Origin of the sequence: Peribacillus sp. NPDC060253, assembly GCF_042727425.1 — a bacterium.
In the GTDB taxonomy this organism is placed as follows: Bacteria; Bacillota; Bacilli; order Bacillales; family DSM-1321; genus Peribacillus.
In genome coordinates, this window is record NZ_JBHXAS010000088.1 from 1 (window position 1) to 20487 (window position 20487).

Sequence of the window (20487 nt, forward strand, 5' to 3'; positions counted from 1 at the left end):
GCCGTAAAAGAAAAATTAAACCCGACGCGAGCAGAGATGATTGAATTTCTTTTCACTTCCGCTGCCTTCGGGTTCGTGGTTGCAAACAATGCTTCCATTTCTGGAGCGGCTGGTGGCTGCCAAGCAGAAGTGGGCTCGGCAAGCGGGATGGCCGCAGCTGCGATTGTGGAACTGGCCGGCGGTACACCAAGCCAAGCCGCAGAAGCGATGGCAATCACATTGAAAAATATGCTTGGATTGGTTTGTGATCCAGTGGCTGGATTGGTTGAAGTTCCTTGCGTGAAACGTAACGCAATGGGTGCATCCAACGCAATAACGGCAGCTGATATGGCACTTGCAGGAATTACGAGCCGCATTCCATGTGACGAAGTGATCGATGCCATGTATAAAATAGGATTGACCATGCCAGTTGCGCTTCGCGAAACGGCAGAGGGCGGCCTGGCTGCCACTCCTACGGGGCGTAGATTGGCAAAGGAAATATTCGGTTCATATAAATAAACATTCAGTCCCATTAACAACAGATTTGTTAATGGGATTTTTAATTTGCATGTAATGTGAAGTTGAAGTTGAAAAGGAAAATAGAGGAAATAAGAGGGATTTGGCGTTTCCGTACTGGGAGAGAAGTACAATCGGTCTGTAGTCTGAATTATCAGTTAATATGGAGCCATAGCCACTTTGTAACTTATTATTTTCAATGATAAGATGAGTACGGAATTCAATATGGGAAGGATTGATGCTTCATTAATTTTCTCGATCTAACGTACACGTCGGCAATGGAAAAAGCAATGTTTCAAGCTCATGGGATCGGCTATGCACTATATGCTCAAAAACTGGAGCAACGGATAATGGTTGAACAAGGACGGGAACAGGATCATTTACAAGGCAGGCGTATATCAGAGGGGATGAGGGCCAATCTTTTTTTGAGGAATAAATCTTGATTTACGAAATCAGATAACTTAAAACGGAAAAATCATAAACCATAAACAAAAGAGAGGGTAATCTTAAGGATTGCTCTTTTTTGTCTTGATGTCACCCTAAATAAACCTAAGAACCATGTAATTCTGTTAAAAAGAAGGAAACAACCATTTTTCAATTGAATGTACGTGGAATGAGTGGAGGTTGATTTTGTTGGAGAAAAGAGCATTAAGGGTATCAGCATTACCTGAATACGAAGAAGAAATTGGACGGTGGTTATGGTGTTTGGAAGATGTTCGCCGTACGCTTATAACGGAATTAACGGGAATCAGCCAAAATATACTTGATACGAAAATGGATGAAAGGCAAACGATTGGCTCGTTGTTATATCACATTGCGTTGGTTGAAGCAGATTGGTTATACGAAGAGGTACTTGTTACGGAATGGGATTCGGAAATACTCGCTTTGTTTCCATTAGAAAGCCGTTCTGAAGAGGGTGCCCTAACTCACATCGAAGGACAAACTTTGGAAGAACATTTTGACCGCCTGAATAAGGTGCGTGAAGTATTTCTTTCAACCTTTCGTTCAATGGATCTAAATGATTGGCGTGAACCAAGGGTGCTTGAAAGATATGACGTCACACCTGAGTGGGTCGTTTACCATTTGCTTGAACATGAATCACATCATCGGGGGCAGATTTTTCAACTGCTGAAGAAGTTACGGAATGAAATAAAAAGATACTGATAAGGGACCTTTTATATTTTGCAAAAGCCAAAGTAAGTAAGCCTGATGGTATGTGCTTTAAAAAGTCGAGTGCAATCACAAATTGAATGCAAATACACTGTCCAACAGCGGAAAAATTCGATCTATTTCAGGAAAATCGTTCTACATAGGAAAAGTCCGTCCTAGTGGCAAAAAATCCGACCTACAGCGAAACAAAAAAAATCTGTCCAGGCATTTTTCCTGGACAGATTTTATATGCTGCTTTTTTTTTAATCTATTTGATGATTATGACCGAATTTCGAGCGTAAGATGCTGCTGGCATACCCTATGAATCCTCCAACAATAGCAGGGATAATCCACCCTAGCCCTGCCTCATACAAAGGCAGGATTGCATTAAAGAAATCATTAATGACTGAAATGTGAATTCCGGCTCCATTTAATCCATCAAATAAACTGACGATGAATGTTAAAAGTAAGCTTCCTTGATAAACTTCAGGTCTCCCATGAAATAAAGAATGAAAAAATGTCAAGAAAATCAATACAATGGCTAACGGGTAAATGGCCGTCATTACAGGGACGGAAATGGCGATTAATTGTGTTAGGCCAATATTCGCGATGATAGCACTGAAAATCGATAAACTAATAGCAATTGTTTTGTAAGGCAGGTTTGGCAATAGTTTATGGAAGTACGTCGAGCAGGATGTAATAAGTCCAACGCTCGTTGTTATACAAGCTACTGTAATCATCAATCCCAATAATATCCCGCCATACGCACCAAAGTAGTAATCCGAGACTTTGGCTAAAACTACACCTCCATTATCCAAGTGACCAAGTTTTCCTACACTGGAAGCACCCATATAAGAAAGAGCTGTATAAATGGTTGCAAGGATAATGGCAGCAATGGCTGTTGCTTTTCCACAAACAATCATTATTTGTTTTTTTGTTTTAGCACCTTTTTCTTTAATGGCATTAATGATAATGATGCCAAAAACAAAAGAGGCTAGTGTGTCCATTGTTAAATAACCTTCTTTAAACCCATTAAAAAAGGGTTGAATGGTATAGTTCTTAACTGGAACTTGAAAATCCCCAATTGGATGAAGAAAAGCTACCACCACTAGGATTCCAATGAACGTTAACTTGATAGGTGTCAAAACTTTCCCCACAATTTCGACAATTTTCGCAGGATTGAGCGAAAGAAGACACGCAGTTGTAAAAAAGATGATGGTGAAAATAAGCAAAGGAAGCGGTCCGGAATTTTCGGGCAAGAATGGTTTTACACCTATCTCAAACGAAACGTTTCCTGTTCTAGGCATTGCAAATAATGGACCAATGGCTAAATAAAGAATGGTTGTGAATACAATTCCAAAGACTGGATGAACGCGGCTTGCTAAAGATTGTAAATCATCTTTACCTGAAAAGCCAAGTGCCAATACACCAAGTAACGGTAATCCAACCCCTGTTACTAAAAACCCAGCATTAGCAATCCAGATATTCGTTCCGGCTGATTGACCAAGCATCGGAGGGAAAATTAAATTTCCTGCCCCAAAGAATAGCGCGAATAACATGAAACCAATCACTACTATAAATGAAGATGGTACTTTATTAGACAAATTATAACCTCCATAAACCCAAAATTTACTATTGTGTAAAATTATTAAATTTTCTAAAAATTATACACAAACAAATATTTAAGACCGTATCGTATTATATCTAAATAAAATTGATATTTCAATATATTTTTTAAATTTTATTCTTTACCTTTATGACCAGATCCTCCATTTCCATCTTTCCTTATCTTATTTTGGACATCTATAAGCAACTCATACCATTAAGTTGGAATCGATGTTGAAAGATATAAGCAAAGACTTAGAATGGCAAGGGAATGTATTGGCATTGAGGGAATGAACATAAAAAATCCTTAGCTGATTGTTTTTATTTGTATGGTTTACAGGAGCACGGGGAGGAAATAGAAGGGAGACGAGAGGAAGACGCAGAAAAATTATTTAACATACAAAACGGCATTTAATGTGTTTGACGAGAATTCATCTAAAATATATAAGAAAGATGGAGAGCTTTGGATAACCACCTTAAATAATGAATGAAAAAAATCACGCGTGATTGGAGTAGAGGGGTGAAAATTAACGGCTTGGAAGGCGGGCTTTAATGAATTTTTTTTAGGATGCAACTTTTTTTCTTGCATTTCAAGGTCATCATTTAGGTGATTTCACATAAATTAAAACGATATTATTAAGTCATTCGCGAACTTGTTAAGCAAATGACAGCACACCATCACCACCGGGAAGAGGTCATATTTCCAATTCAAAGGGTACGCTACTGTCTTAAATCAATGGAGGTATGAGTATGATAAATTTTAAGTTTTTTCATGGGACCGTCACCATGATTAGTGATTTTGCCGTAGGGCAAAACGGTGAAGGAGAAGGCTGTTATAAATTAGTATCTGTAGAAAGCGGAGGAGCATTAGTGAATTTCGTTGTATCACCTACAACTTATTTTGTAGACCATGTAATCGTGTCAGTAGGGGATAGGGTAACTGGATATTATGATGGGAATGCACCAGTTCCGCTTATTTTCCCACCACAATATCGAGCACTTGTCATGGTAAGGGATAGTTCATATCAGAATGTGAAAGTGGATTACTTTAACAGTCAGTTGGAGAGCAGTGATGGCCAATTACGTTTAAATATATCCTCATATACTCAAATCGTCTTAACAAATGGTCAACCCTTTTCAAGAAACCCTGATAATCGAAATCTAATTGTCATCTATGGGCCTGCTACAAAAAGCATCCCCTCCCAAACCACACCCTATCGAATAATAGTTTGGTGTTAAAGGTTATTATAGTTGACGTTAAAGAGCCGATGATTGCGCTTCTTGAAAAAGGGGTGCCTTTTTTATTGCCTTCTCAAGGAAAATCCCTCAGCGTTATATATTGTAGTTATCTTAACTCAGAGAAAACTAAGAATAGATCACCAGCCACGGAAGATGGATTTTGAAATGTATCCAATTAATGATGGATATTTATGGTAAAATTTAAACCGTAAGAGGGATCCTAATGAAAAGGAGTATTTGAGAATTGTGTCGATGTTAATAAATCGTGTATAGTTCATTTCGTTTGCCAGGGACCCAACTTTCGTAACCTTTCGGGGGAGACTTATTAAAATGAAAAATCACAAGGGGGTGCGGGAATGTTTCCTATATTAGAAACTGAGCGGTTAGTTTTGAGAGAACTTATTGAATCTGACGCAATAGATATATTAAATTGTTTCTCTAATACAGATGTATTACGTTATTATGGACAAAATCCACTAATTAGTATAGATCAGGTGAAACAAATTGTCAGGAATTTTTCGAAAAATTATGATGAAAAAAGTGGTATTAAATGGGGGATTGAAAAGAAAGGTACAGAGGGTATTATCGGAACAATTGGGTTTCAAGAGTGGTCTCCTGAACATAGGAGAGCAGAAATAAGCTATGCACTTTTTCCTGAACATTGGGGCAATGGATATGCAACTGAAGCCGTTAGTAAAGTGATTTCCTATGGTTTTAATGATCTTGGTATAATGCGTATCGGAGCAGTTGTTTTTGTTGAAAATAAAGCATCTAATAAGTTGCTAACAAAATTAGGGTTTGTAAATGAAGGAACTTTGAGAAATTATATGTATCAAAATGATGTTCCGTTCGATACTAATATTTATTCTTTGTTAAGGTGAAAAACATTGAGAAATATCTTATAGAATTAACAGGTTCTTGAGTTGCTTTGGCAGCTCTTTTTTCTTTTGGAGCGAAAGGGCAGGTTAGCTTCATGAGGAGAACAGTTCTTTCATGGCGCATAAGACACAAACTGTGCATTAAGGAAAAGCCTGAATATGGGCTTTTCCATAGTTATGTCCTGAATCGTTTGCATGAATAAATGAGTTTTTCCGTAGGTCCATCTTAATAATGTAAGGTGATAATGTTTCCATTTGAAAAAAGAGGTCCCGGTATGCTGCACCCTAAAATCAAATATGGATTTTGAGTTGTTTACTGAGACGTTGCATTTCCGAATTAATATAGGATTTGCTGTAATCACATCCGACAATAGCAACTATATTGCCGTCATCATCAATAATTGGTGCAAGGCTTGTTTTCCAATCACCGTACTTGTCTTCGTATATGGGAGTAACACCTGCTTTACCATTAAACGCCTGGTAAGCAACATTCATCATTTCTGGCGGACCGATGTATTCTTCCATTGGTTCAATTACAAAGCCTTTGTCTGCAACGAGGTGAATCAGACGTCCATCCTCCGTCATGCTAAAGATAAAGACCCATTCAATGACGCCTTCCTTTTCTTGAATAATGGTAAGCTTTTGTTTCAATTTTTGTGAATAGGAATTTGAGCGGTTCATGTTTTTTTGTAGACTGATAACCTCCTCAGCGGGAATGATTGCTGCAGTCACAACGGCAATGGAACGGAGCCGTTTATTTATTTGTTCTTCTAAAATGGCCCGTTTATTCACTGGTGAAAGGCGAGCCTCTTCAATTTTATTACGTATTTTTTTATATTTTCTACTCATCGTTGGCTGGCTAACTTCCAATACCTTCGCCGCTAATTTTAATGATTTGTATTGTTCCATTGCCATGTTGATCAGTTGTTCCTCCACAAGGTCGAATGCTTCTTGCAACGGCATTAGAAAATCGATTACTGGTGTTGAGGTGGGTTTGGCCCCTTTTAGAGGCAAGACCTCTTTGACCATTGCAACATCCACTACCGGTTTTCCGCTTGTAATCGCAAGCCTTTCCACTATATTTTCAAGTTCGCGTACGTTACCGGGCCATTGGTGGATACATAGCATGTCAATGGCATCTGGAGTGAAAGCCACCTTCCTATTGTAAAGTGTATTGTACTTTTGTAAAAAAAATTGAACTAGATAGGGGATTTCATCTACACGATTCCTAAGCGGAGGAAGGTCGATCGGTACGACATGAAGACGATAATATAAGTCTTCTCGGAATTCCCCTTTTTTCACCATTTTTTCGAGAGATTTATTTGTCGCGGCGATCACTTGAATATCAACAGGGTGGGAGGTCGAACTACCAATTGGTGTGACAACGCGCTCCTGAAGGACACGAAGCAGTTTTACCTGTACGTTAAGCGGTAACTCGCCCACTTCATCTAAGAATAAGATACCCTTATGGGCAAGTGTGAATTTTCCCATGGCACCGCCTTTCCTTGCGCTGGTAAAAGCCCCTTCTACGTAGCCAAACAGTTCGCTTTCAATCAGGTTTTCCGGGATTGCGCCGCAATTGACAGGTATAAACGGTCCTTCGCTTCTGTTCCCCATATTATGTATGGCCCTGGCAGCCATTTCCTTTCCTACACCGGATTCCCCCAATAATAGGACTGTTGCACTGACATCACAAACCATTTGCATTTTATGAAGAACATCATGCATGGATTTACTATGGATTACAAATGGGAAAGATAGTTTTTTCGATTCCACCGATGGCCCGGATTGAATCCCTGATGTATCTGGGTAAGAGTCTTTAATTTCTTTGTAAGCCCAAACCCATTTCCCTGATTCAATCGGGTATGCCGTCACCAGTATTTCGAAACCCTCCCATGTGGACTGCATGAAAGTTTTTTTTTCATTATGGCCCATTACCTCTTCTGCCAAGCTCATAGAAAATAAATCTTGTTCCACATCCTTGATAGAACCACCGGCACTAGCAGATTTGACTGTATGGAATAAGGAATTCCTTGTTCCGGTCGATTCCAGGATGGTGCCTTTTTTATCTGTAACAATAAGCTGATCGTAAATAGACAAGAGTGCAGAGGTGAAGTGATGCATTTATGTCTACCTGCCTTTCATTTAACTTTCTAGCTTCAATACTACAGAAATTTCATAATTGTTCAATAGTTTCAAAAATGAATATTCTTCCTATTAAAAACCCTGTAAGCAAAGTGTTTCTGATTGGCATGGTTATTGCAATAAAGTAAAGAGAAGGGACTAAAAAGCATGATTGCAAAGGAGGTAGAAGCAATTTTGAATAAAGAGAATCAGTTTCAACAGAATATCAATTCAGAAGATCCCTTTATTAAAAGTCTATATTCAGATTTGAATGAGCGGATCTATGCGTATGAACAGGAGGATGCTGTGAAAGTCGACAAAATGAAATGGAAGGATGCGACAGGCTCTATTTTTTTCATGATTTTAATCATCATCTACTTAGTCTATGTACTTGTTTAATGTAGTTTACTGTTACACCACCTAGAACATTAACAGCCTCATTTCCAAGCAATTCAATCATTTTATCTAAAGTTGGGAGAGAAGTGTGTGAGTAAAGAGAATTCCTCCATTTCAAAGGATGTGGCTTTTGGATTTTTACCGGCAAGTAAAAGTGACCGGATTTTTAACCTTCGGGATTTAATTTTAATTCAGGTTGTTATTGGCCTCTCCTCTTTTGGGCTGTTAACTGGTGGATACACAGGTACAATGCTTGATGCAAAGCAGTCACTCGCAGCGATTTTATTCGGTAACGCCTTCCCTATGTTGTTGATTGTTCCCATTACCCTGTATTTTGCGCGCTATGGTATAGACACCTTTGTCGGGTTTCGAAGTTCACTAGGGTATCTAGGATCCAATATCTTTTTCTTTGTTTTTCTTATTTTAACTCTCGGCTATATTTCCATTGCACTGTTTATGTCTGGCCAGGCGTTAACAGAGGCTGCTAATTGGTTAGGGATGCCCGCCTTTTTCTCCAGCCATACAACGGGAGCGCCGATTTTCTCGATTTTACTCTTTATCTGTGCATTTCTTGTAACAGTGAGGGGGCCAGTAGCCATTCAAAAGTATACCGCAGTAGCCGTTCCGGTTTTTATGGTTCTCATGTTTGGCCTTCTCGCAATAGTCTTGTTTGGCCAGGGGTTCACGAAAGTTGCCAATATACTCCCTTCTGAACCGTTTGAAACGACTACACGTTCATTCGCGACAGCCCTGGAATTAAATATCGGTCTCGGCTTCTCATGGCTTCCATACCTTGGCCAATACAGCCGTTTATCTAAAACAGAAGGGGGAGCCTTTAAAGCGGGCTTCTACAGCTACGGAATCATCGTATGTATCGCAGCATTAGTTGGGGCACTTGCAGCTTTAGTCGCTGGTTCACTTGATCCTTCTGACTGGATGTTTTCAATCGCAGGCAGCTGGGGTGGATTCATTGGTTTGATTCTACTTTCGGTAGGGAATGTCGGTGCAGCCATTTTCCTTATGTACTCACAGGCTGTCAGCTTTAAAACTGTATTCCCGAAAAAGTCATGGATGATTGCGATGGGCACAACGGTACCAGCCATATTCTTACTTCTAAGCTCAACGTTTTACGATGCATTTGGTTCATTTATTGCGGTCATTTCCTTCATTATGGCTGTTATTGGTGGCATTGTTGTTGCAGATTACTTCTTAGTAAAGCGCCAACGAATTTCATTAAGAGATTTGTATGACACGCAAGGCTCTTACACCTATTGGAAAGGCATTAATCCTTCTGCAGTACTTACGGTTGTTATTGGGACTATCTCTTACTGGGCACTCTATAATCCATTGACTTTTGAGGCAAGCAACTTTTTTCTTTATACAGCTGCCGGCATTCCAACATACTTTGTCGCGTTAGTCACTTACTATGTTTCATCTAAATACATTTTCCGTTATGAAGTTGATATGGGTCGCTCATCTGTTGAATTAAAAAGAAGCCAAATAGAAAAAAACGCACTATGAAGAATTTTGAAAACGAGAGGAGATTGTTCAATGTTTACACAAAGTTTAGAATTCAAAACCACTGATTTAGATACATTCCCGTTTCCATTCACTTCAGGTAACTATCGCTATTCAAATGACTTGAAAAGACTCTCAAACATTAACTGTATTGAAGTTACGCCAGAATACAGACTCCAAGTGGAAACGAAGCGGCGTCTCCTTCAAGAACAGCCACACATAAGGTTTCAATCATTTCCACACACATTAGAAATGCAATGGGAAGTACTGGAGATGCTTATCGACATGGCAACTGATCGCCATCCGGAGCATTACGAGGTCATAAAAGACGGAGACAACTGGACCTTCAAAAACCACATCTTTGGGGAATCCGATTCCTTCTTATTTGGCGATGCTAGCACGCTTCCAAATGAGCCGCTTGATTACATTGGCCGTCATTTCCACAATGATTTTGTGTTAATGGTTCATCGCGACAGTAACTTTTATTTGGAAGTGGGGCAAGTCTCATACGCCGCCCTCTTCTCAGCTAACTGGAATAAAGGCATGTCCTTCGATGAAATACATGCACCTGTTCCATTTGTATCGAAGAAAGGCGACGAGCTAGCAGAGCGTGTTCGTAAGTTTTTATTATCCATCGAGCCAGGAAAACCATGGACACGCATTAACTGGAACCTGATGGCGGACCGTTGGGATGTCAACTATGAAACGATGGATGTATGGGGGCCGCAACGTTCTGAAATAACACCAGAAAATGCAGGAAAGCTGGTTCGTTTGCGTGTTGAAGAACAAAAATTTTATCGCATGCCACGAAGCAATGCCATTCTATTCGTATTGAACACACAATTCCTGCCACTTGAAGATTTGACATTGCGCCAGGAGTGGTTTGATCTGACGTATAGCGTGCTGCAGGATATTCCTGAACCTATGGCGGAATACAAAGGAATTGCCCCATTTCTTCCACAATCGGTCGAATATTTAAGCCGCATTGATGAAGAACAAAAAGCGAATATAAACAATAAATAGGAGGAAAAGTGCCTTGTACAATAGTCCAGTATTGTTTGATAAATCTGTTACGATCGTAAATCATTTCACTCCACGGAATGAACGAAGAAAGTTTGTCGTCATTTCTGATCCAGCCGGATACGAAAAGGTGAAGAATTTCACTTCTGAAATTGCAGGTAAAGTGCCTGTCGAATGTCTTTCTATTAACGGAATGGATGATAAAGAGGAGATTAAGAGATTCATCTTGTCACAAAAGATGGGCACCCAATTTTATATTGCGGCTGCATGGAACAATGCCGTTATGGTCTTCTCATTGGGGGTAGAAGCTGGTCTATCTGAAGATGAGATTCAGACGGTGATCATCGGGCCTAAACGGCGCTACGTATATTGCATGAAATGTTTCGAAGTGTCGGAAGTCGCAGAAGAAGCGATAGCAGAATGTGACCATTGCAGCGCCAGACTTGAAATTGGTCCTTTTTATTCAATCGTACGGGAAGGTTATATTGGTTACCCATTCATCCCAGTCGCAAAAGAAGAAGTAATAGGGAGCTGATCATCATGAGGATAGTAGGAAATATTCAAATGAAAGTAAACAAGATCATTCAAGAAACCCCTTTCGTGAAACAGTTCGAGTTGGTTCCAATTGATGGAATGCCATTGCCTGCCTTTACAGGCGGTTCGCATTTAACTACTTTCATGACGGCCGGAGATACGATTTTCGAGAGAGAATACTCGATTATCAGCCATCCAAGAGACCGCAAAAAATATGCCATTTCCATTCGTCGTGACGAGGCGTCTCGCGGAGGCTCCGCTTACTGGCATGACCAAGTAAAGGAAGAAACAAGGTTGGAAGTCAGTTTCCCTAAAAACAACTTCCCTCTCAGCTTTCGGGCAAAGCATCATGCTTTTTATGCAGCTGGAATCGGCATCACTCCATTTCTGGCAATGATGGAAGACATGGCTGCGGAAGGCCAAACTTTTGAACTCCATTATGCGGCACGCACACCGGAATTATGTGCGTATTATGATTTGTTAAAAGCGAAATATCCTGATCAATGCACCTTTTATTTTTCGCAGGCAGACGAGAAAAACAGAATGACGCCTGCGACGATGCGGGATCATCGCATTGGCACGCATGTGTATTTTTGCGGACCACTAGAGATGGTACAAGAGTATCGTGAAGCTGCCAGTTCATATGGTTATCCGGAACATGCCATCCACTTCGAATTATTTGCTACAAAAAATGATGGGCAGCAAGATCCTTTCATTGTTGACCTTATGGATAGAGATCGGTCCATCCACGTTCATGAAGGCGAAACACTGCTTGAAGCCCTTTTAAGGGAAGGAATTGATGCACCTTATTCTTGTAAAGTGGGCGGGTGCGGAAGCTGTGAGGTAGATGTCGCAGAAGGTGAAGTAGACCACCGTGATTTCTTCCTTACAAAAGAAAACCGCCAAACACGCAAGACCATCCTGACATGCTGCTCACGAGCGAAGGGCGATAGGCTAGCTTTAAAACTTTAATGATTAAATACGAGTTAAATAAAATAATGAATCGGAGGCATATAACATGACCATTTTAGAAACGACAGTTTTAGAGCTGAAAAATTACATTAACGGTGAGTGGCGGTCCCCATCTTCAAATGAAGTAATCCCGGTAATCAATCCAGCGACACAGGACGTCATTGCTAGGGCACCTCGTGCGACCAAGGAAGAAACAGAAACGGCGATTTCAGCTGCAAAAGAAGCATTTGAAAGTGGAGTCTGGTCAGGTCTTACAGCACAGGAGCGTGCTTCTTTCTTATATAAAATTGCGGATAAAATTAATGAACGCGCGGAAGAGTTAACGATTCTTGAAACAATGGACAATGGGAAACTAAAAGCAGAGGCGGGTTTCGATATTGCCGATGCCGCTTCGTGTTTCCGCTACTACGCTGGTTTAATTCAACATCCAGATGGGGAAACTTACCAAGTTCCCGCTCCCGTGCAAGCGATGGTTGTTCGCGAGCCAGTAGGTGTAGCCGGCTTGATTGTACCTTGGAACTTCCCTCTTCTAATGAGCGTGTGGAAAATCGCTCCGGCCCTTGCGGCAGGAAACAGCATTGTGTATAAACCGGCAGAAGTGACACCAGTTACGGCAATGAAATTATTTGAAATCCTAGAGGAGGTAGGCATCCCTAAAGGTGTGGCTAATATGGTAATGGGCCGAGGGACTATTGTTGGTCAAACAATTGCCGAAAGCAAGGATGTTGACATTGTTTCATTTACAGGAAGTACAGACGTAGGCCGCGAAATCATGAGAGCGGCAGCAGGCAACTTAAAGAAAATTTCACTTGAGCTCGGCGGTAAATCACCTAACATCGTTTTTGCAGATGCAGATCTAGAGACAGCCGTCGATTACGGATTGTTTGGTATCTTCTTCGGTGCCGGCCAGGTATGTTCATCAGGTAGCCGCATTCTTGTTGAAGAAAGTATTTATGATGAATATGTAAAACGCTTTGTGGAACGCGCAAATAAAATTAAAGTAGGACCTGGCCTTGCAGAAGACAGCAACATGGGGGCAATTGTCAGTGAAGCACAAATGAATAGTATTTTGAACTATATTGAAATCGGAAAACAGGAAGGTGCGACACTTGCAGCAGGCGGTCACCGCCTTGTTGATGACGGCCTTGACAAGGGATTCTTCATTGCACCGACTGTCTTTACCGATGTAACACCTGATATGCGTATCGTAAAAGAGGAAATCTTTGGTCCAGTTGTTGTCATCCAAAAGTTTAAAGATGAAGACGAAGCTATTAAACTTGCAAATGATACAGACTACGGTCTTGCAGGCGGTGTCTTCGCTAACGATGGAGCAAAAGCACTGCGCGTGATCAAGAAAGTACGGGCAGGCATCACATGGGTAAATGATTATCATCCAACATATGTCGAGGCGCCATGGGGCGGTTACAAACAGAGTGGGATTGGACGCAGTTTAGGAAAATACGGTTTAGACGAATACCAGGAAATTAAACAAATCAATATTAATCTTGATGTAAAACCGGTCGGCTGGTTTCCAAATTAAGCATATAACTTGATGAGAACTTTAGACAAACTCGATAATAATGGAGTTTGTCTAAAGTTTTTTTGAGGTTTTGTAAAATTCGAACGTTGAAAATTCGCTTTCCTTGGGCGGTCCGCCCTCGGCGCCGTTGCGCCTGCGGAGTCTCCCTTAGACACGTATTCCCGCAGGAGTCTCGCACACCCGTTCCAATCAACCTTGTTTAAGAGTTAGATAGAGCTCCTATAGCCTACAGTCTGTATTAATCTTGAGGTAATAAGGATACTTTCCAACCAGAATTCTATTCAGCGAGATCAACTTGTGCCATCCAACCATTTGGATCCTAAAATGGAGGCAGCCTTTTTCTTATGGCGCCAACGGGGCAGGTTAGCTGAAGAAGGAGAATGATATGTCATGGTTAACGTGTCTCATCTCCAGGGAAAAATATCTATTTATCGCAACAAAAAAGGAGTTGTATATAGCTCCTGAAAATTTAAAAGGGGCAGATTATTGTGTCATTATCCTAAGTAGTACATATGGTAAAGTAACCCATATAATTAATTTCCTCCTTCAAACAAATAAGGAGATGTTTCTATTGTCAAGTTGTGGTCATGAATCAAGTTGTGGTTGTGATAACGGTGTTGGTGGATTTGGTGGCGGTTTCGCTTTTATAGTCGTTTTGTTTATACTCTTAATCATTGTTGGAGCTTCTTGTTTCGGTGGTGATGGAGGTTACGGTGGCGGTGGCGGTTATGCCCCCGTTCAAGGTCAAGGCTATGGCGGTTTCTGCTAATAGTATTTAAAAGAGCCGACCCTTTTTGGTCGGCTTCTTCAAGTAATTGTCCATTCATTGTTGATTGGGGACGATTGGGAAAATCCAGTCCTATATTCCATAATACATTCGTTGCAGCGATTGATTGGATAAACGATCGGGGCAGGTTAGCTGAAGAAGGATTATTATAACTAAACCAGAATACATATATTAATAATTCCCATAATTTAGCTGAAGTTATAATACAAAAAACTGGTGAATACGGAGGGATTTAAATGACACATCCCGCATTAAAAATGTATAGCTACCACGTCTGGGCAAATGGAGTTATAATTGAACGTTTAAAAGAACTTCCACAGGGCATTTATCATAAGGAAATTCAGAGTGGTTTTTCTTCTGTTTCAAAGGTGTTGTCCCACATTTATCTTACAGATCTCGCATGGTTTGACATACTCTCAGGTAAAAGCATGAATGAAGCAATGGGGTATACGGATCAAATAAGAAAAGAGTTGGAAACGAAAAGTATTGAGGAAATGGAAATGAAATTTCTTGACCTATCTGACCGAAACAAAGCAATTCTGAACAGTCAAAAAGATATTGAAAAGTTGATGGTGGTGGATAACCCTTATGCTGGGTTGCTTGAAACTTCTATTTCTGAATCCGTACTACACGTTGTCACTCACGGATCATATCACCGTGGCAATATAGCTACCATGTTGCGTCAAATGGGGCACACCTCCGTTATGCAAGATTTTGGTCTTTACCTATATTCTAAATAGAACAAGTGACTCAAACAAAAAATTCACTTAAAATGGAAAAGTTCCTTCATTAACGAATGGTGCGCTCTTTAATAAGGGGGTGCCTTCTTTATGGAACAAATGAGGAAGAGTTCAATAGCCGAAAATAGAAGGTATGATTAATTTATTTTCTTTCTTTTACGCTAGATAGTTGCATCTTTTGTGACGCATTAGATACAAACTACGAAGTAAACGAGGGTGAAAAGTGTAAAATATCAATCTAGGTAAGGGTGGGTTCATGAAGCGTATTGACGTTGGTTTTCTATCTATGGTTATATTCGTCTCAGTATTACTGTTTATTCTTCTTCAAGGAAAAATATCTAACAACGATCTAGTTTTATTGATTTTTGGGTTTGGCTTAGTTGTTGGTTGGGTTAAGCGTTTTATCCTTAAATATGAAAAGACGCCTTATTAAAGTATGCTGATGACATTCATGCTGTTTGAGTTAATTGAAGAATAAAAATTATAGGGGATTTTCAGGCTTTGTACTGGCTGATTATTCTTATATCATCAACTACATATTAATTTTTTAATACAGTTTTGGAACTTGTTTTAAGATATTCAGGAATTTCCTCGTTTTGAATGGAACTTAAAATAACGCCAATAATTATACGCGTCCAAGGAAGACCCCGCATGCGCAAAGGCGCCGAGGGCGGACCGCCCGCGGAAAGCGAGCGTCTTACGTCCAATAAACCAAAAAAACTTTAGACCCACTCAATTATTATCGAGTGGGTCTAAAGTCTAAAGGGAACTTCCAATGAAGATCCCTTTTTATACGGCTAATTCACTAAAAGCACCCAGGGGGTATTCCGTCCTCCTGGGCGATTTCTTTATCGAAAGAGTACTCAAAAATATATGCTATGAACAATGGTCATCATTTTAATGAAATATTTCCATTACATCCACTCTAACCAAGTCTTATCTTTTAGCTGAGGGCTTTACATCTTGCGGAATAGGGGAGACATAGCTTTTCCCTTTTAATCGTTCTTTTAGCTCTGCTTTTGCCTTGTCTATTAGTTCTGGATTTTGGAGCACTTCCACTGCAGTTGCCGCAATAACCTTGCCAGCATGAAGCATACCTTTATGGGCAATGGATGTTGATCCGAGTGTAACCCACTGCCAGCTATGCAAAGGGGATCCAAGAACAAAACAAGCTGTTGTGCATTGAGCAGTAGGAACAATCCAACTAACATCTCCCACATCCGAGGAACCTGTTAATGGTGATTGACAGCCTTCAATGGGTTCTAGCCAGCTTGCCATAGCATCATCTTGGCTATCTTTAAACGGATTTGTTGTACTATTCCTTTCTTGTTCGGTTAAGGTATCACGCACTTCTTTTGCAAGCTGTTTTTCCTTATCATCGTGTTGTGGAATACCTATTTCTTGAAAGTTCTTATACATGACGGATTCTAACACTGTGTTTTGAATAACATTAGAACAGGCTTTATCGAAAACAATTTCTACTTCAGTTCCTGTCATAAGGGCTGCGCCTCTAGCAATATTACAAACTCTTAAGTAAATATCTTGCACTTGTGAAACTTCTGGAGCTCGTACTAAATATAGAACTTCTGCATCTTGTTGGACAACATTAGGTGATAAACCACCAGAATTCGTTATTGCATAATGGACTCTTGCTTCTTGGATAATATGCTCCCTTAAATAGTTCACGCCAACATTCATAAGTTCTACGGCATCTAAAGCACTCCGTCCCAAATGTGGTGATGCTGCTGCATGAGAGCTTTTGCCTTTAAACTTATAATACACTTGGAAATTCGAAAGCGAATCCATCGACATAATGCCGTTAACATCCAGTGGATGCCAACAAAATGCAAAATCAACATCATCAAACAATCCTTCTCTGACCATGAAGGTTTTGCCTGATCCTCCTTCTTCTCCAGGACATCCATAAAAACGAACTGTCCCATTTAAATGATTCTCTTCCATATAATCTTTCACCGCAACAGCAGCAGCTAAGGATCCCGTACCAAGTAAATTGTGACCACATCCATGGCCGTTTTCACCTTGTACAATTGGCTCTTGTTTAGCTGTAGCTTTTTTTTGACTCATACCTGACAACGCATCAAATTCTCCCATGATTGCCACAACGGGTTTACCAGTACCAAAGCTCCCAATAAATGCCGTCTCTATGTTTCCAACACCTTTTTCAATAGAAAAGCCTTCGCTTTCTAATGTGCTGCATAGTAATTCAGCAGATTGATATTCTTCAAATCGTGTTTCTGCAAAATTCCATATACGGTCACTAACTTCAATGAATTTTTCTTTTTTTTGTTCAATGATTTCTGATAGTCTATTTACATGTGTCATAGTACACTCGTTCCTTCCTATCTATTCATTCGATTAAAAAATGAAATATTATTTTAATAGTCGTCTTGCAATAAGATTCAACAGTTCAACACTTCTCGGTAAAACTTCTTCTTGAATATCAAATTTAGGATGGTGATGTGGTGCAGGAATATCGGTCCCGATAATCATATATGTCCCTTTACCACCATTATCCTGTACTCTCCGAATCATAAAACTTGCATCTTCGCTTCCTGCAGAACCGGATTCCCTACTTGCTTTGATTGTTGAAAAACCATCTACTTTTCTGGCTTCTTCCATAGCTAGCTCGACGAGTTCCTGATCACATTGAATCGTAATTGCTTGTCCTATAATTTCAATTTCATGTTCAAGCTCATGCATACCTGCACTGTGAGCCACAATATTTCGAACGCGTTTCTCTATTTCTGCATTTGTTTCTTCGGTTACAGACCGGGTTTCAATGACCATTTTTGCATGCGCTGGAATAATATTAGCGGCTGTTCCGCCATTGAGAATACCTACATTTATGCGGGTTGAGCCTGAACTAAATCTTGGGATAGCATGAATATTCAATAATGCAGTGGCTGCTCCTAATAATGCATTTTTTCCTTTTTCAGGAGAAGCACCTGCATGAGAAGATACCCCATGAAAATGAGCGGCCATTTTCGTACTTGCTAAAAAGCCTGAAGAACCACCATGAAATTCTCCTAAAGGGACATCTGTGCCAAGGTGCATACAATATATATGATCCACATCATCCAAAATTCCTTTTTGTACAATTGAATAGGCACCGCGCACTCCTTCTTCAGCTGGTTGAAAAATAAGCTTGACCGTTCCTGCGAAGTTCCGGTCCGCTAATTTTTCAGCAAGCCCTAAGCCAATTACGGTATGTCCATCATGAGCACAGGCATGCATATTCCCTTCATATTTGGAGCGAAAACCGTTTGTTTGTGGGAAGTGGTCAGAATCAGTACTTTCCGTAACAGGTAATGCATCCATATCAAACCGGAAGGCTATAGTTGGACCTTCTGTTTTTCCTTTTACTATACCGATAACGGCCGTATATCCACCCTTCATTTCTTGGAGAATTTCTGGATTGGCACCATCTTGCAATGCTCTATTAAATGCTTCTTCTAATACTTCTGTAGGGGGAACTCCACGGCGGGAATCCCCATCTAAAGCATCTCTCCCAAATATCACGTTATATGATAATGAAGTTAGTGCTTCCACTACCTTTGAAGCAGTTCGAAATTCAGTAAAGCCAACTTCTGGGTGTTGATGCAGATCACGTCTTAATGAAATAATATCCAATTCTTTTCACTCCTAATTTTCTTTGATGAAATTCATAAATATTTCGACCTGGCCCAAGCATCACAGCCCCTTAAGTCACTGAAGGGGCTACAAGGCGCATTTGATTTTTCAAATTACGGTAATTTTGGATATACTCCGGGACCAATTGGGAGTCCAAGGAAATACCAAACCACTACCATTAGCGTCCAAATGATAAAGATGATAATCGGATATGGCAATATAAGAGAATAATATGTTCCTAGCTTTGCATCTTTTCTATACTCTTGTAAGAAACTTAAGAATAGTGGGACAAATGGAGATACAGGTGCTAATGGTAGAACAGAAGAATCTGCAACCCTGAACAACATTTGGGCGAAGGCAGGATGATAACCCAATACCATGAACATTGGGACAAAAACCGGTGCTAAAATAGACCAAATGGCGGATCCGCTGGCAATAAACATAGATAGGAGTCCAGATAAGAACATTAACCCAATAAGGACGGGTGCACCATCTATGTTTAGCTGTTCTAAGAGATCTGTTATGGATAATGCTAGAAATTTACCCATATTACTCCAGTTAAAGCAAGCGACAAACTGGGAAAGTGGAAAAACCATAATAATAAATCCGGCCATTCCTTTAATTGGATCTACTAATAATTCTGGAATATCATTTTGTTTCTTAATTGCCCCCACCTTAACTCCATACGTAATAGAAACTGTAAAAAAGAAAAGTAGGATGATCGCGACAATACCAGACATGAATGGGGAGGGAAGAATAGCTCCAGTTTCTGGATTCCGTAATAGTGCTCCTTCCGGAACGACTAGAAGGACCATAACAGCTATAAAAATCAATGCTGAAATACCTGTTGCAAGGAGTGCTTTGTTTTGTTGCTTCGTTAATTGCTCCAATTTTTTATGGTGACCGCTACCTTCATATTTTCCTAAGCGCGGCTCAACAAATTTATCTGTAATCAAGGCAATGACAACCGTAAGTACGAGAACTGAAGTCGCCATAAAGAACCAGTTATCGGTAACATTAACTGTCAAATTTGCTTTCATTCCATTAGCTACTTCCGAACTAATTCCTGATAGCAAGACATCTGTTGTGACGATTAATAAATTGGCAGTGAAACCCGAACCAACCCCGGCAATAGCAGCGAGCAACCCAGCAACAGGGTGACGTCCCACAGCAAGGAAAATTAAAGCTCCAAGAGGAGGCATAATAACAAGCGCAGCATCAGAAGAGACATGGCTAAAAAAGGCAACGAATACAACTAAATAACTCGCGTATTTCCCTGAGACCTTTAACGACATTTTCCGAATCAAAACTTCTAACAAACCGACTTTTTCAGCAAGTCCTACGCCTAGCATAAGGGCTAAAATAGAACCTAGTGGTAGAAAGCCGGAAAAGTTTTTAATCATATTCGGCAGTATCCATTGAATGCCTTCACGGCTTAAGAGGTTTTGAACTTCCACTTTCTCTCCACTAATGGGATCCGATGCCGAAACATGGAAAACGGATAAGAGAGCGGTTACAACAAATAAAAAGGCAATCATATAAATAAATAAAATAAATGGATGGGGGATTTTGTTTCCTATTCGTTCTACTTGATTGAAAAATCCACCTTTTTTATGATTTTGCAGATTAGTTGTATCTTTCATTACTTTTTGTTCCATTACATTCTCCTCCTAAGCCTTCTTCCATTTGTAGTTTGTGCTTTTTTTGTACCAATCATGTTTAAACCTGCTTAAGCCTTCGAGCACCTTATTAAATACATCTTGCCGTATTGTCGTTAAACCTGGTCATTAATAACGACTAATCACAAGGTCATCAAATCCAACGACAGAATAGTCTTTG

Annotated in this window: 17 protein-coding genes and 1 pseudogene; 13 read left to right on the forward strand and 5 right to left on the reverse strand. The window is 40.1% G+C overall.

Translation table 11 applies throughout. The annotated features are described in order from the left end of the window. The 3 genes from sdaAA to ACFWE9_RS19525 form a co-directional block, all read left to right on the forward strand. A partial coding sequence (gene sdaAA, locus ACFWE9_RS19520) for an L-serine ammonia-lyase, iron-sulfur-dependent, subunit alpha (protein WP_377358313.1) occupies positions 1-498 on the forward strand: 498 nt, incomplete at its 5' end. Between the two features lie 287 nt (positions 499-785). Next, positions 786-938, forward strand: coding sequence for a YuzK family famiily protein (locus ACFWE9_RS27145; protein WP_483878215.1), 153 nt, complete (start codon positions 786-788; stop codon positions 936-938). A 190-nt stretch (positions 939-1128) separates the two neighbouring features. Next, positions 1129-1659, forward strand: a complete 531-nt coding sequence (locus ACFWE9_RS19525; RefSeq protein WP_230161555.1) for a DinB family protein — start codon at positions 1129-1131, stop codon at positions 1657-1659. A 248-nt stretch (positions 1660-1907) separates the two neighbouring features. Here ACFWE9_RS19525 and brnQ read toward each other — a convergent pair whose 3' ends face one another. After that, on the reverse strand, positions 1908-3248 hold the full coding sequence (gene brnQ, locus ACFWE9_RS19530) for a branched-chain amino acid transport system II carrier protein (protein ID WP_230161553.1): 1341 nt from the start codon (positions 3246-3248) through the stop codon (positions 1908-1910). 751 nt (positions 3249-3999) lie between these two features. On the opposite strand from brnQ, the gene ACFWE9_RS19535 reads away from it, so the two are divergent. Together ACFWE9_RS19535 and ACFWE9_RS19540 are read left to right on the forward strand one after the other, a co-directional pair. Next, the gene (locus ACFWE9_RS19535) at positions 4000-4488 is read left to right on the forward strand and encodes a hypothetical protein (protein ID WP_377358315.1); all 489 of its coding nucleotides are present in this window, start codon (positions 4000-4002) and stop codon (positions 4486-4488) included. A gap of 356 nt (positions 4489-4844) precedes the next feature. Continuing rightward, positions 4845-5369 carry a GNAT family N-acetyltransferase gene (locus tag ACFWE9_RS19540; RefSeq protein WP_230161549.1) on the forward strand — a complete coding sequence of 175 codons (525 nt, stop codon included), beginning with the start codon at positions 4845-4847 and terminating at the stop codon, positions 5367-5369. A 288-nt stretch (positions 5370-5657) separates the two neighbouring features. Here ACFWE9_RS19540 and ACFWE9_RS19545 read toward each other — a convergent pair whose 3' ends face one another. After that, positions 5658-7490 (reverse strand): sigma 54-interacting transcriptional regulator, encoded by a 1833-nt coding sequence (locus ACFWE9_RS19545; protein WP_377358317.1) that lies wholly within the window; start codon positions 7488-7490, stop codon positions 5658-5660. 195 nt (positions 7491-7685) lie between these two features. Between ACFWE9_RS19545 and ACFWE9_RS19550 the strand changes: the two genes are divergently transcribed. The 8 genes and pseudogenes from ACFWE9_RS19550 to ACFWE9_RS19585 all read left to right on the forward strand — a co-directional run bounded on the left by ACFWE9_RS19550 (position 7686) and on the right by ACFWE9_RS19585 (position 14997). Then, positions 7686-7889, forward strand: coding sequence for a hypothetical protein (locus ACFWE9_RS19550; RefSeq protein ID WP_230161545.1), 204 nt, complete (start codon positions 7686-7688; stop codon positions 7887-7889). 87 nt (positions 7890-7976) lie between these two features. Further along, a complete protein-coding gene (locus ACFWE9_RS19555) occupies positions 7977-9407 on the forward strand; it encodes a purine-cytosine permease family protein (protein ID WP_377358319.1) in 1431 nt (476 codons plus the stop codon). Positions 9408-9437: 30 nt separating this feature from the next. Continuing rightward, entirely contained in the window at positions 9438-10427 is a 990-nt protein-coding gene (locus ACFWE9_RS19560; RefSeq protein ID WP_230161541.1) for a heme-dependent oxidative N-demethylase family protein, read from the forward strand. A 13-nt stretch (positions 10428-10440) separates the two neighbouring features. Then, positions 10441-10959 (forward strand): hypothetical protein, encoded by a 519-nt coding sequence (locus tag ACFWE9_RS19565; protein ID WP_377358321.1) that lies wholly within the window; start codon positions 10441-10443, stop codon positions 10957-10959. A gap of 5 nt (positions 10960-10964) precedes the next feature. Then, entirely contained in the window at positions 10965-11930 is a 966-nt protein-coding gene (locus ACFWE9_RS19570) for a PDR/VanB family oxidoreductase (protein WP_230161539.1), read from the forward strand. Positions 11931-11976: 46 nt separating this feature from the next. Beyond that, the gene (locus ACFWE9_RS19575) at positions 11977-13470 is read left to right on the forward strand and encodes an aldehyde dehydrogenase family protein (RefSeq protein ID WP_230161538.1); all 1494 of its coding nucleotides are present in this window, start codon (positions 11977-11979) and stop codon (positions 13468-13470) included. Positions 13471-14095: 625 nt separating this feature from the next. Next, a pseudogene (locus tag ACFWE9_RS19580) lies at positions 14096-14170 on the forward strand (YjcZ family sporulation protein); the annotation flags it as partial. A 323-nt stretch (positions 14171-14493) separates the two neighbouring features. After that, positions 14494-14997 (forward strand): DinB family protein, encoded by a 504-nt coding sequence (locus tag ACFWE9_RS19585; RefSeq protein ID WP_230161536.1) that lies wholly within the window; start codon positions 14494-14496, stop codon positions 14995-14997. A 936-nt stretch (positions 14998-15933) separates the two neighbouring features. Here ACFWE9_RS19585 and ACFWE9_RS19590 read toward each other — a convergent pair. From ACFWE9_RS19590 to ACFWE9_RS19600, 3 genes are all read right to left on the reverse strand, one after another. Continuing rightward, the gene (locus tag ACFWE9_RS19590; protein WP_230161534.1) at positions 15934-17340 is read right to left on the reverse strand and encodes a M20 family metallopeptidase; all 1407 of its coding nucleotides are present in this window, start codon (positions 17338-17340) and stop codon (positions 15934-15936) included. Between the two features lie 48 nt (positions 17341-17388). Further along, the gene (locus ACFWE9_RS19595; protein WP_230161532.1) at positions 17389-18648 is read right to left on the reverse strand and encodes an amidohydrolase; all 1260 of its coding nucleotides are present in this window, start codon (positions 18646-18648) and stop codon (positions 17389-17391) included. Positions 18649-18761: 113 nt separating this feature from the next. After that, positions 18762-20291, reverse strand: a complete 1530-nt coding sequence (locus tag ACFWE9_RS19600) for an AbgT family transporter (protein WP_230161563.1) — start codon at positions 20289-20291, stop codon at positions 18762-18764. Positions 20292-20487 lie beyond the last annotated feature (196 nt).

Bases quoted from the DNA above. Each gene is read 5' to 3' on its own strand.
- ACFWE9_RS19535 (WP_377358315.1), top strand. From the start codon at position 4,000: ATGATAAATTTTAAGTTTTTTCATGGGACCGTCACCATGATTAGTGAT.
- ACFWE9_RS19590 (WP_230161534.1), bottom strand. From the start codon at position 17,340: ATGACACATGTAAATAGACTATCAGAAATCATTGAACAAAAAAAAGAA.
- ACFWE9_RS19560 (WP_230161541.1), top strand. From the start codon at position 9,438: ATGTTTACACAAAGTTTAGAATTCAAAACCACTGATTTAGATACATTC.
- ACFWE9_RS19600 (WP_230161563.1), bottom strand. From the start codon at position 20,291: ATGAAAGATACAACTAATCTGCAAAATCATAAAAAAGGTGGATTTTTC.
- ACFWE9_RS19585 (WP_230161536.1), top strand. From the start codon at position 14,494: ATGACACATCCCGCATTAAAAATGTATAGCTACCACGTCTGGGCAAAT.
- ACFWE9_RS19540 (WP_230161549.1), top strand. From the start codon at position 4,845: ATGTTTCCTATATTAGAAACTGAGCGGTTAGTTTTGAGAGAACTTATT.
- ACFWE9_RS19575 (WP_230161538.1), top strand. From the start codon at position 11,977: ATGACCATTTTAGAAACGACAGTTTTAGAGCTGAAAAATTACATTAAC.
- ACFWE9_RS19570 (WP_230161539.1), top strand. From the start codon at position 10,965: ATGAGGATAGTAGGAAATATTCAAATGAAAGTAAACAAGATCATTCAA.
- ACFWE9_RS27145 (WP_483878215.1), top strand. From the start codon at position 786: ATGTTTCAAGCTCATGGGATCGGCTATGCACTATATGCTCAAAAACTG.
- ACFWE9_RS19545 (WP_377358317.1), bottom strand. From the start codon at position 7,490: ATGCATCACTTCACCTCTGCACTCTTGTCTATTTACGATCAGCTTATT.